Source organism: Woronichinia naegeliana WA131 (genome assembly GCA_025370055.1).
In the GTDB taxonomy this organism is placed as follows: domain Bacteria; phylum Cyanobacteriota; class Cyanobacteriia; order Cyanobacteriales; family Microcystaceae; genus Woronichinia; species Woronichinia naegeliana.
Genome location: CP073041.1, coordinates 4,391,804 through 4,403,580, shown reverse-complemented (window position 1 = coordinate 4,403,580; position 11,777 = coordinate 4,391,804). Strand labels below are relative to the sequence as shown.

Genomic DNA, 11,777 nt, shown 5'->3' with positions numbered 1-11,777 from the left:
TTTTCCATCCTTAAATCTACTATTTCATCTACCCGACCAAACCCGTTTCTGGTTCTGACTTTTCCCGTTAAGTGCGGATTGCAAGCTGCCAGCCTTGGCAAAGGTCATGCAACTTCAACCAACCGCGCCAAAGGACTTGGATACCGAGAGGAGTTTTACGACGATGTTCAAGATAACCACCAAGAAAAGCAACAGACTCGACAGCCCAAGCAACAGTCAAAATAGGGGGAAGTTTTTGAGAGGCGGCTGCTTTTAACACCTGAAGTTGAAGAGGATTAAGAATTTCAATCGCGAGAGCATCGGGCTGGGTACGATGAAGATAAGTAACGTGTAAAAGTTCAACAGCAATGACACTTAAAAAACCCAAAAGAGTTTTCATTCCATCAGAGGCAAGTCGATAACGCTCACTCTGACAACCAGACTTAAGGACTTTATGAAATTCTTCAACCCGCCATCGGTAGGTGTACCAACGAAGAATAGTGACAGCCATCTCAATAGTCTCAACAACTTCTGTAGTCAGAAGCATCCAAGATAAAGGAGTTTCGCCTTCGGGACAATCGATTTCTGTCGCATAAACAGCATAGACATTCAACGGGTCACGATTATCAAAACGATAGGGAGTTCGTAGATTAACTGAGCAAAATCGGACGGCAAGCTTAACCTTCCGTGCTTTTCTTTTTCCTGTACTCGGAATCTCGATTTCTTGATGAAAACGAATCGGTTCTGATTCCAAATGTTGCCAAAGTCGTTCACTATTTTTGTCTAAACTACGATTATGAGACGCTCTGACCAGCACTCCTGTATGCTTGAGTTGACGCACTGAGTCAAAGACTTCTGAAACATCTCCTTCTCTGTCAAATACATGAATTACCCTCGTTGAACTTTCTACCTGTTTCTCACAGGTGTTTAGAGCCTCTACCCATTTGTAGGATTCTTTTTCCTCAAATGGTCTTTGACGAGCTGCTTTTCTTTGTTCTTTCTGTCTTTCTTTTTTCTGCTTCGCCGTTTCATCTGTTGGGGGCTTTTCTTTTACCTCCCTATTCCACAGTTTTTGCCATAATAAACCTAATACTTGTCCTTTTTCTGGCTCAATTGCTAAAGCACTATGCAGTATTAATCCATTCCCTCCTTTTCCAGTCGGCCCATACCCTTCCCTTTTTTCCTTGATATTGCGATAATCTAAGAAGGTCGTATCTCCGACTGATAGCATTATCTTATATTCTTCTACGGCGGCAGTTGTCATTTCACAGTGCGGCTCTATTATCTTGACAAAGTCTGTTTTCGGATTCCCAAAAATTCATAGGCCCTCTTTAACTCGTTTCCTCCCTTAAACACTTCTGATAAGGCTTTTCCAAACCCCTCACTTAACTTTTTCCCAATCGAGAAGGCACGATTGTTTAGCCTCTCGTCTCCCAATTCACAACTGGCAAAGTTTTTTGTCCACCATTCCAACATTTTTTGACCTGCCCTTTAAGATTTTCTCCATTTTACAGTCTCATACTCCCTTCATCCTTTGTTTTTGAAATTTGAACGATAAGCGGGATGATGGCTTCAGAATATTTTTTTCCTGTCAAGAGAATCATTACTCAAACCCTTGCCAGATAAAGCCTCTAGAAGTTTGCATTGCTGGATTTTGGACTTAACGGGAAAAGTCAGGTTTCTGGTTTTACCCACATGGTCGTACTTTGGACCTCTTTTTTTTCCTTTTTGACCGAAGGTTTTGGCGACTTTCTTTTTGTAACGGGTGCGACCTTTAGTTGATGAAGGAAAAGAAAAGTGTTAACATGAGATGAAAAGTGACAAAGAGGAAACAATGATGACAGCAAAACTAATTAATGTAGAGGGTTCAAAGATAAAAATAGAACTAACATTAGAACTCAGTCGTTCAATGTTGGATACAGAAATAAATATTCAAAAAGGCTTAAACGAAGTAGGTTGCATCGCCAGCAAAGAAGCCTTGAAATATTTAGATACAGATGGTTCACCCTTAAAAATCGGTGAAGAAATCTGGAAGAGTAAGGGAGAGCAACCGAAAGAATATCAAACACCTTATGGTGAGGTTATAGTGAATCGTCATGTATATCAGCGTTCAGTAGGAGGAAAAACGTATTGCCCCTTAGAAAGAGAAGCAAGGATAATCATAACATCAACGCCATTATTGGCAAAACAGGTATCCTCAAAAATGTCAGGGATGGCAGGCAAAGAGGTGAAAAATGATTTATTAGAAAATCATGGTAGAAAAGTAGCGCTATCCTATATCCAAAGATTGAGTGAAGCAGTAGGAAGTGTGGTACAGGCAAAAGAAGAAGCATGAAGTTATGCCCCGCCCAAGGAGGATAGCCAAATTGCAACAGTGGGAATAGGATTAGATGGAACCTGTATGCTGATGTGTGAGGATGGCTACCGTGAAGCAATGGTGGGAACCGTTTCCCTATACGATAGTGAGGGAGAACGTCAACCTACAATCTATCTAGGTGCGGCACCAGAGTATGGAAAAAAGAGTTTTCTAGAAAGATTAGAAAGAGAAATTGAGCGAGCGAAAAACCGTTATCCAGAGGCAACATTGGTCGGGATAGCAGACGGGGCAGAATCAAATTGGAAGTTTTTAGAAAAGCAAACGGAAGAACAGATATTAGATTTCTATCATGCCTCTGGTTACTTAGGTGCCTTGGCAGAAGCGTTGCATCCGAATACCGTGTCAAAACAAAAAGAATGGTTGACTGAAAATTGTCGAGAACTCAAGCATGAAAAAGGAAAAGCAGGAGAACTGCTAAATCTGATGAAAGAAGTCAAAGAAGAAAAAAGTCATTCTAAGAATCTTACCGAGAAACTACAAGCGGCGATTACTTATTACGAGAATCATCAGCATCAAATGGATTATGCTGAATACATAGAGAAAAAGTATCCGATTGGTTCAGGTGTTATGGAAGCAGCTTGTAAGACGTTGGTCAAACAACGATTATGTTGTTCAGGGATGCGATGGAAGGAAAAAGGAGCAGGAATTATTTTGAGCCTACGAGCTTTGGTATTGACCAAGGAACGATGGAGTCAATTTTGGGCAAAACTTGATCAATATGGGTTCCCTGTAGAACCCTGATTACAACAGCTTTTATCAACTAAAGGTCGCACCCTTTGTAACCGTCACTGCTTGGGGGCTGAGAGCTATTTTCACTCGTTCTTTGGTTAAGCTTTTTCAGCTTTTCTTTCAACTTTTCTATCTCTTTCTTTAACTCTACCAATTCTTTTCTCAGCTTTTCGTTCTCTTCTTTTTCTTTCTGATAATCTTCATACCAATCTTTTGCCACTTCTTTTTGCCATGGCATTTTCACTTCTTCTTGGTTTAAGTCTGGAACTGGGTCTAGTTTTTTCATAGTCTCCCTATTCTAACCTATCTCTTTAACCGCCTTTCCTTTCTTCATTATTCTTTACTTTTTTCATTTGCTTCTCATTCTCAATAATTTCCTTCTTTATTGCGGTGACTAATTACACAGGATGTTATCCGGAATCGGTTCATGTGGATAAAATCTATCGAACAAAAGCGAATCGAGCTTATTGTAAAGAAAGGGATATAAGAATGAGTGGTCTCCGATTGGGAAGACCGCCGAAAGAGGTGAGCAAAGAAAAAAAGAAAGAGGCACGCTCAGATGAAAGAGTGCGTAATGCCATTGAGGGTAAATTCGGACAGGGAAAGAGGAAATTTAGTCTTGGTCGAGTGATGGCCAAACTACCTGAGACCTCGGAAACGGTAATTGCGATGAACTTTTTGGTAATGAATCTTTCTACTCTACTTCAGAAGACAAAAAGTAAAAAGTTGTAGAGTCGTTTTTCTTGTGAAAAATGGTGTTAATTTTCCTCTCTTTTGTGAGGAGTGATTTGTGTTGACCTTTTTAGACAGAAAGGAACAATAGATTAAACAAAATCTGTATTTTGATTTGTTTCCATAAGGATAAGTTATCTATGCTTTTTCAGTCCATACTTCCCTAACCCACATTTCTTTCGTTTTTTGACTTTTTCAGCAAGCCCTAAATAGTGTTTATACAACAGTCGGTAATTTTAGTAACGATGATTTAGTGCGATCGCCGACCTTTGGACAACTCAAACTACGGATTTTAGATATTTTAAATGCTAATTAATTTAATAGGAGTCAATCAAACATGGTTCAATTACTAACTAAAACCTATTCCTTTGAAGAATATCTAGTTTATAGTGATGGTACGGATAATAAATATGAATTAGTTAACGGAGAATTAAAACTTATGCCTACTGCCAGTGGTTTTCATGCCTTAATTGGGTGTGACCTTTAGTTGATGAAGGAAAAGAAAAGTGTTAACATGAGATGAAAAGTGACAAAGAGGAAACAATGATGACAGCAAAACTAATTAATGTAGAGGGTTCAAAGATAAAAATAGAACTAACATTAGAACTCAGTCGTTCAATGTTGGATACAGAAATAAATATTCAAAAAGGCTTAAACGAAGTAGGTTGCATCGCCAGCAAAGAAGCCTTGAAATATTTAGATACAGATGGTTCACCCTTAAAAATCGGTGAAGAAATCTGGAAGGGGTGTGACCTTTAGTTGATGAAGGAAAAGAAAAGTGTTAACATGAGATGAAAAGTGACAAAGAGGAAACAATGATGACAGCAAAACTAATTAATGTAGAGGGTTCAAAGATAAAAATAGAACTAACATTAGAACTCAGTCGTTCAATGTTGGATACAGAAATAAATATTCAAAAAGGCTTAAACGAAGTAGGTTGCATCGCCAGCAAAGAAGCCTTGAAATATTTAGATACAGATGGTTCACCCTTAAAAATCGGTGAAGAAATCTGGAAGAGTAAGGGAGAGCAACCGAAAGAATATCAAACACCTTATGGTGAGGTTATAGTGAATCGTCATGTATATCAGCGTTCACCTTTGAGGAAAAACGTATTGCCCCTTAGAAAGAGAAGCAAGGATAATCATAACATCAACGCCATTATTGGCAAAACAGGTATCCTCAAAAATGTCAGGGATGGCAGGCAAAGAGGTGAAAAATGATTTATTAGAAAATCATGGTAGAAAAGTAGCGCTATCCTATATCCAAAGATTGAGTGAAGCAGTAGGAAGTGTGGTACAGGCAAAAGAAGAAGCGTGGAGTTATGCCCCGCCCAAGGAGGATAGCCAAATTGCAACAGTGGGAATAGGATTAGATGGAACCTGTATGCTGATGTGTGAGGATGGCTACCGTGAAGCAATGGTGGGAACCGTTTCCCTATACGATAGTGAAGGCGAACGTCAACCTACAATCTATCTAGGTGCGGCACCAGAGTATGGAAAAAAGAGTTTTCTAGAAAGATTAGAAAGAGAAATTGAGCGAGCGAAAAAACGTTATCCAGAGGCAACATTGGTCGGGATAGCAGACGGGGCAGAATCAAATTGGAAGTTTTTAGAAAAGCAAACGGAAGAACAGATATTAGATTTCTATCATGCCTCTGGTTACTTAGGTGCCTTGGCAGAAGCGTTGCATCCGAATACAGTGTCAAAACAAAAAGAATGGTTGACTGAAAATTGTCGAGAACTCAAGCATGAAAAAGGAAAAGCAGGAGAACTGCTAAATCTGATGAAAGAAGTCAAAGAAGAAAAAAGTCATTCTAAGAATCTTACCGAGAAACTACAAGCGGCGATTACTTATTACGAGAATCATCAGCATCAAATGGATTATGCTGAATACATAGAGAAAAAGTATCCGATTGGTTCAGGTGTTACGGAAGCAGCTTGTAAGACGTTGGTCAAACAACGATTATGTTGTTCAGGGATGCGATGGAAGGAAAAAGGAGCAGGAATTATTTTGAGCCTACGAGCTTTGGTATTGACCAAGGAACGATGGAGTCAATTTTGGGCAAAACTTGATCAATATGGGTTCCCTGTAGAACCCTGATTACAACAGCTTTTATCAACTAAAGGTCGCACCCCCTTAATTTTACATTTTCTTTTTACAATTTTGGAACAAGAAATTAATAAACTAAAACAGCAATGGAAAGTGATGCCTGGAACTGTAGGAGTAAGAACCGCTAAAAGAAAATCAAGAATTCCTGATCTGGTCATTTTGTCAGAGGAGCAATGTCAAGAACTCAGAACAATGTCCACCGCCGTTTTAGAAAATCCCCCTCTCTTAGCAATAGAAATTGTTAGCCCGAATAATTCTGATGATGACTACCGCTATAAGCGTTCTGAATATGCAGTTAGAGAAATTCCTGAATATTGGATTATTGATCCAGAAATTGAAAAAGTTTCGGTTTTATTATTGGTTTCTGGTTTTTATGAGGTTACAGAATTCACAGATGAACAGGAAATTAAATCTTTACTTTTCCCTAAATTAAAGTTGACTGTTCAACAGCTTTTTAATGTATGAAAGTTTTATTCTATTTTTTTGTTTTCATTAGAATTAGAAAATTTACAAGTTTTCTTTCGGTTGATTGTAGGTAGAATCTAACCGAAAATATTCGGTAAAAAATGTTGCAAAAAAATCTTGACAAGTGGACTAGCTTTAATTTAGGATTGAATTATTACTAATTCAAATCTCATCAAATGTGGAGACACAAAACCATGACTAAGAAAAATCTCAAACCCCAACAAGCCGCTCCTGTGCAACGGGAAATTAATACCACATCCTCCGAAAGTGGTACAGGGCTGACACCTCAACTAGAATGGTACGGTTGGGATCCTTTTGCGGGCGGCGATGCGGAATAGTCCGTTTCATCCTAACACTTACCTCAAAAAAGTGTCGAAAGTCTTTTTCTACTTGCCAGGGCGCACGATTCGCATCAACGAATTGACTCACAATCCTAGTCAGTTCGGGGCTTGACCATATCTGGTATGGGGTTTGAACAAGACGAGACTTAAATTTTTTGGGGTGAGTGTTTTGGGGTTTGGTATTGTAGAAAACTTTGATTTAGTATTGTAGAAAATAGAAAATATTAATTAGGAATATCATAAAAATCTATCATAAAAACTCGACAAACCCTAAAGCATGTAAGTTAGAATACCCTCAATTCTTAAAATGTGGAGACACAAAACCATGACGAAGAAAAATCTCACACCCCAACAAGCCGCACCTGTACAACGGGAAATTAATACCACTTCCTCGGCTGAGGGTGGTATGGGTACAGGGCTGACACCCCTTGCGATTATGAGTGGGGGGTGTTGTTCATATCCTTTTGCGGGCGACGACGCGGAGTAGCTCACTTGATTCTAGCACTCACCTCAAAAAGTGTCAAAAGTCTTTTTCTGTCTCCAGCAATTCCAAATTCAAATGGTATAAATAGAGACAGAAAAACTTTGACCTATAGGAAGTTATGAATAAAGAGAAAAGTGTCTACTGATTTTGCAGAGAGAAAGATGGAAGTAAACGACCTAAGTTTTGACGGAATCGTTCACTGTTTAAACGAGGTCATTGGGAAGATAGATGACCCCCGTTCGGTTAGTAATGCAACGAAATATAGTCTAAGAGAGGCGATACTGGGGGCATTTGCCGCCTTTTTTATGCAAAATGAGTCATTTTTAGAGTACCAACGTCAGCTTAACAGCCGTTGTGGGCGAGATAATGCTCAGAGCTTGTTTGGACTAGAAAAAATACCAACAGTAGAACAGATTCGCAACATTGTGGATGGGGTAGCAGCGAGTAGTCTATCATTGGTGTCAACTTAAGCCAAAATGCCTACTCACAAAAGATTAGCCTAAAAGCAGGCGGAAGTAAGAGTAGGCTGAAAAAAAGGTTAGTATATAAAAAAGTGAGCAAAAAACAAATGGCAAGACAACATCCTCGGAGAAAAGGAAACCCAGACTTACGTCGTAAGACAAATCAGCCAGGGGTAGAAATCCCTGAAATAACAAAAGAGTTGTTTGAATTACTAGAACCCACAATGTTTACACCATTAAAATATTTACAGGGAACTCATGAGAAAATGATGAGAGATAGGGTATTAAATTTACCAGTAATGGTGGCATTAGTGTTAAGTATAGTGTATCGTCAAATAGCGGGTATAAGTGAAGCGGTAAGACTGTTAGAGGAAGAGGGATTGCTATGGGTAGCATCATTAAAAGTAAGCAAACAGGCAGTATCAAAAAGAATGATGAATGTGCCAGCCGAAATATTTGCAATATTACTAAAAGGAGTGTTAGAAAAAGCAGCCGAAAAAGGGAAGAAGCTCCAAGTAGGAGAAAAATGGGAAAAAATAAGAGAAAAGTTTAGTGCAGTGTGGATAGCAGATGGCTCAACGCTAGAGCAGATAAGGAAAAATATGAAAATAAGTAAAGAAGAAAAGAGTAAATTGGGGGGTAAAATAATGATGGTAGTGGAAGCCTTTACCCAAAGACCCGTTACTTTATGGTACACAGAAAATGATAAATCAAATGATAAAATATGGTGTGAAGAATTGGCAGCTAAATTACCAGAAAATGGTTTAATTCTTGTAGATATGGGATTTTTTAGCTTTGTGTGGTTTGATTTGTTAACAGAAGCTAAAAAGTTTTTTCTAACCAGATTTAGAGCGGGTACATCTTACAAAACCAAACAAGTATTGTCTCAAGGTAGTCATTACAGAGATGAGATTATCATTATGGGAAATTACCGTTCTAATCCTTGCAAGCATCCGGTGAGATTAGTCTCAGTATTATGGGGAACAATCTGGTATCAGTATTTAACAAATGTGTTGTCTCCCGAACAACTGTCCGCCGAAGAGGTCTGTGATTTATATCGAAGACGATGGACAATCGAAGAAGCCTTTTTATTAACGAAAAGACTTTTAGGACTAGCCTATTTATGGGTAGGTAATAAGAATGGTGTCCAAATCCAGATTATTTGCACTTTGATTTTCTATACGGTCTTAAATCAATTGGTAGGGGAAGTGGCGATTGCTCTAAATCAACCGAAAGAAAAAATCTCAGTAGAGATGGTGTTTCGGAGTCTATACTATGTAGCGAAGGCTATTGCTAGAGGAGAAAAGCCTGATACAGTAACCTATCTGGCTGAACGTGCTAAGTTATTTGGTTTGGTCAAAGCTGAGAGAAAGCGACATCGAGAAAAGGCCGCTCTCAATCAACAAATTTGGGAACCCATTCCTTTAAGTTGACACGGATGGTAGTCTATTCCCTTTGTTTGGGTTAATTTACCAAGCATTGAGGAGCATGGGATTCTTGAAAGCCTATGAAATATTGAGGGGAAATCTTCTAGTAGCAATGGATGGGACAAATTACTACAGTTCGGAAAAAGTAAATTGTCCATGCTGTTCAACCAAAACGTCAAAACAGGGAAAAGTCACCTACTTCCATCAGGCATTATTGCCCGTGATTGTTTCCCCAGACCATGAATCAGTTTTTTCCTTACCCCCTGAATTTATCACCCCTCAAGACGGTTCTGAAAAGCAAGATTGTGAGCAAAATGCGGCGAAACGTTGGATAAGTAACCATGCTAGTTTGTTTGCGGGACAGAAGATAACTCTGCTAGGGGATGACTTGTACAGTCGTCAGCCCACTTGTCAGCACTGTCTCGACCACGATTTCAACTTTATCTTCGTCTGTTTACCGACTTCTCATCCCACACTCTATGAATGGTTAAACTATTTAGAAGCTAATGGAGAAGTCAAAACCACTCAACACCGACGTTGGAATGGGAAGTATTTCGAGATTTGGCACTGCCGTTATCTCAATCAGATTCCCCTGCGAGACCAACAGCCTGCTTTGTTGGTTAACTGGTGTGAGCTAAAAATCCACCGCGAATCCGATGCTCAACTTCTTTATCACAATAGTTGGATTACCAATCATTTTCTCACCCCTCACATCGTTCTTGATGTCTGTCGTGCTGGACGGACTCGTTGGCGTACTGAGAACGAGAATCACAATATTCTCAAAAATCGAGGCTATCACTTAGAGCATAATTTTGGGCATGGTAAACAACACCTCGCCTCTGTTTTGCTTACCCTGAATTTGCTGGCTTTTCTCTTGCACACGGTTTTAGGTTTGGTTGATGAACGTTACCAGAGAATTCGCGTCCAACGCGGCACTCATAAGGGATTCTTTCAAGATATTCTCTCTTTGACCAAATATCTGTTCTTTGAAAGCTGGCATCATCTTTTAGATTTTATGCTTGATGACTCAGTTTCTCTCGCTGTCTCGAATTCTTCCTAGTTGATTAATTGGCAATTTTCATAGCAAAACCCTTGCCAGTAAATACATTGAGCCTTTTGTATCTTTGACTACATTCTGAATTTGGAATTGCTGTTCTGTCTCCCTTGGCGCACGGTTCGCCTCTATGAATTGACTCACAATCCTAGTCAGTTCGGGGCTTTCGGATACCTGGCACCCTTGGAAAAGTAAAACGAGATTTAGATTTTTTGAGGTGAGTATTTTGGGCTTAATTATTAACAGAAGCTCACTAGAAATACTCGGTTAGAAATTGTTCAAAAAAACTTGACAAGTAGCCTAGCTTTAATTTAGTGTGCTACCAAGTCAAATTCATTAATTGTGGAGACACAAAACCATGACTAAGAAAAACCTCAAACCCCAGGGTAATCGCATCTTATTTGTTACAAAAAATACAGACAAAAAGAGAGAAATATAGTGTAAAAAAGAAGCAGTCATCTAAGAGAAGAAAAGGCTATTATTTAAAAAAAGTAAGTGAGTGAGGTCAAAGATGGCAAAAGGCTTCGGCGCAAGAGTTCTAACCCCACAACAAGAAAAAGAAGTCAAAATTATCAAAAGAAGCATACTGAAACATTTTCAGTGCCTAAAAGAACCGAGAACAGGGAGAAGGCAAGACCATAACTTAACAGCAATTGTCACCATAGGAATATTGGCAGTATTGTCAGGGGCAGATGGCTTCGTAGCAATTGAAGCCTATGGCAAAGCCAAACGAGAATGGCTAGAAATGTTTCTAGAGTTACCAAAGGGAATTCCCTCTCACGATACCTTTGGAAGAGTATTTGGAATGTTGGAAACAGAAGAACTAGAAAAAAGTTTTCTGAGCTGGATAAGCAGTCTAACGGAGAAAATGGACATAGAGCTGATACAGATAGATGGAAAAACGAAAAGAGGTTCTTATGATAGGGAAAAAGGACTAAATGCGTTACACAGCATAAGTGCGTGGAGTAGTGAGCGGGGACTGATGTTAGCGCAAAAGAAAGTAGATAGTAAATCTAATGAAATAAAAGCAGTCCCCTTGTTACTGAAGTTACTTAACATCAAGGGGGCAGTAGTAACCCTAGATGCAATGGGAACGCAGACAGAAATCGCAAAACAAATAAAGCAAGGTGAAGGTGACTATGTATTGGCTCTCAAAGGAAATCAGGGCAAACTTAATAAACAAGTTAGGGATTGGTTTAAACAAGCGGTCGCTCAGAACTGGCAAGGAATTGAATACAGTTATCATGAGAAGACAGAAAAAGGACATTACCGTTTAGAAACTCGTCAAGTCTGGACAGTGTCAATCAATCAGCTTTCCGCATTGCATCGCCAAAATCAGTGGGTCGGTTTAGCAACTGTTGTGATGGTTAAAAGTAAAACTCAATTCGGTCATAAAACAACAGAGACGTTTCGCTATTATATTAGCAGTCTTCCTACGGATGCCGAACGTCATAGCCATGTGATTCGTTCTCACTGGAGTATTGAAAATAGTCTGCATTGGGTTTTAGATGTCACTTTTAATGAGGATGCGAGTCGAGTGCGTCAAGGTAATGCGGCTGATAATTTGGGCTTGCTCCGTCGTTTAAGTAGGGCTTGCTGAAAAAGTCAAAAAACGAAAG

At 39.3% G+C, this 11,777-nt stretch carries 10 protein-coding genes and 3 pseudogenes; 10 read left to right on the top strand and 3 right to left on the bottom strand.

Translation table 11 applies throughout. The annotated features are described in order from the left end of the window. Window positions 1-67: 67 nt before the first annotated feature. The gene (locus KA717_22170; GenBank protein ID UXE58725.1) at window positions 68-1,243 is read right to left on the bottom strand and encodes an IS4 family transposase; all 1,176 of its coding nucleotides are present in this window, start codon (window positions 1,241-1,243) and stop codon (window positions 68-70) included. A 17-nt stretch (window positions 1,244-1,260) separates the two neighbouring features. Beyond that, on the bottom strand, window positions 1,261-1,455 hold the full coding sequence (locus tag KA717_22165; protein UXE58724.1) for a transposase: 195 nt from the start codon (window positions 1,453-1,455) through the stop codon (window positions 1,261-1,263). A gap of 361 nt (window positions 1,456-1,816) precedes the next feature. Between KA717_22165 and KA717_22160 the strand changes: the two are divergent. Further along, window positions 1,817-3,097, top strand: a pseudogene (locus KA717_22160) (ISKra4 family transposase). A 19-nt stretch (window positions 3,098-3,116) separates the two neighbouring features. On the opposite strand, the gene KA717_22155 reads toward KA717_22160, so the two are convergent. Then, window positions 3,117-3,371 (bottom strand): DUF6444 domain-containing protein, encoded by a 255-nt coding sequence (locus KA717_22155; GenBank protein ID UXE58723.1) that lies wholly within the window; start codon window positions 3,369-3,371, stop codon window positions 3,117-3,119. Window positions 3,372-3,490: 119 nt separating this feature from the next. Here KA717_22155 and KA717_22150 point away from each other — a divergent pair. The 9 genes and pseudogenes from KA717_22150 to KA717_22110 all read left to right on the top strand — a co-directional run bounded on the left by KA717_22150 (window position 3,491) and on the right by KA717_22110 (window position 11,758). Continuing rightward, window positions 3,491-3,817 (top strand): annotated as a pseudogene (locus KA717_22150) (transposase). A gap of 337 nt (window positions 3,818-4,154) precedes the next feature. Then, on the top strand, window positions 4,155-4,304 hold the full coding sequence (locus tag KA717_22145; GenBank protein UXE58722.1) for a Uma2 family endonuclease: 150 nt from the start codon (window positions 4,155-4,157) through the stop codon (window positions 4,302-4,304). A 32-nt stretch (window positions 4,305-4,336) separates the two neighbouring features. After that, window positions 4,337-4,576 carry a hypothetical protein gene (locus KA717_22140; protein UXE58721.1) on the top strand — a complete coding sequence of 80 codons (240 nt, stop codon included), beginning with the start codon at window positions 4,337-4,339 and terminating at the stop codon, window positions 4,574-4,576. 59 nt (window positions 4,577-4,635) lie between these two features. After that, window positions 4,636-5,917: pseudogene (locus KA717_22135) on the top strand (ISKra4 family transposase). A gap of 63 nt (window positions 5,918-5,980) precedes the next feature. Continuing rightward, on the top strand, window positions 5,981-6,391 hold the full coding sequence (locus KA717_22130) for a Uma2 family endonuclease (protein ID UXE58720.1): 411 nt from the start codon (window positions 5,981-5,983) through the stop codon (window positions 6,389-6,391). A gap of 959 nt (window positions 6,392-7,350) precedes the next feature. Next, window positions 7,351-7,686, top strand: coding sequence for a hypothetical protein (locus KA717_22125; protein UXE58719.1), 336 nt, complete (start codon window positions 7,351-7,353; stop codon window positions 7,684-7,686). A gap of 98 nt (window positions 7,687-7,784) precedes the next feature. After that, window positions 7,785-9,110 (top strand): IS4 family transposase, encoded by a 1,326-nt coding sequence (locus tag KA717_22120; protein UXE64751.1) that lies wholly within the window; start codon window positions 7,785-7,787, stop codon window positions 9,108-9,110. A 55-nt stretch (window positions 9,111-9,165) separates the two neighbouring features. Further along, window positions 9,166-10,164, top strand: coding sequence for an ISNCY family transposase (locus KA717_22115; protein UXE58718.1), 999 nt, complete (start codon window positions 9,166-9,168; stop codon window positions 10,162-10,164). Window positions 10,165-10,669: 505 nt separating this feature from the next. Next, window positions 10,670-11,758: an ISAs1 family transposase gene (locus KA717_22110; GenBank protein ID UXE58717.1), complete on the top strand. Its 1,089-nt coding sequence runs from the start codon at window positions 10,670-10,672 to the stop codon at window positions 11,756-11,758. The last annotated feature ends 19 nt before the right edge of the window (window positions 11,759-11,777 follow it).

What these genes read in the sequence shown, in the direction of transcription:
- KA717_22170 (UXE58725.1), bottom strand. Translation starts at nt 1,243, where the DNA reads ATGACAACTGCCGCCGTAGAAGAATATAAGATAATGCTATCAGTCGGA.
- KA717_22165 (UXE58724.1), bottom strand. Translation starts at nt 1,455, where the DNA reads ATGTTGGAATGGTGGACAAAAAACTTTGCCAGTTGTGAATTGGGAGAC.
- KA717_22155 (UXE58723.1), bottom strand. Translation starts at nt 3,371, where the DNA reads ATGAAAAAACTAGACCCAGTTCCAGACTTAAACCAAGAAGAAGTGAAA.
- KA717_22145 (UXE58722.1), top strand. Translation starts at nt 4,155, where the DNA reads ATGGTTCAATTACTAACTAAAACCTATTCCTTTGAAGAATATCTAGTT.
- KA717_22140 (UXE58721.1), top strand. Translation starts at nt 4,337, where the DNA reads ATGAAAAGTGACAAAGAGGAAACAATGATGACAGCAAAACTAATTAAT.
- KA717_22120 (UXE64751.1), top strand. Translation starts at nt 7,785, where the DNA reads ATGGCAAGACAACATCCTCGGAGAAAAGGAAACCCAGACTTACGTCGT.
- KA717_22115 (UXE58718.1), top strand. Translation starts at nt 9,166, where the DNA reads ATGGGATTCTTGAAAGCCTATGAAATATTGAGGGGAAATCTTCTAGTA.
- KA717_22110 (UXE58717.1), top strand. Translation starts at nt 10,670, where the DNA reads ATGGCAAAAGGCTTCGGCGCAAGAGTTCTAACCCCACAACAAGAAAAA.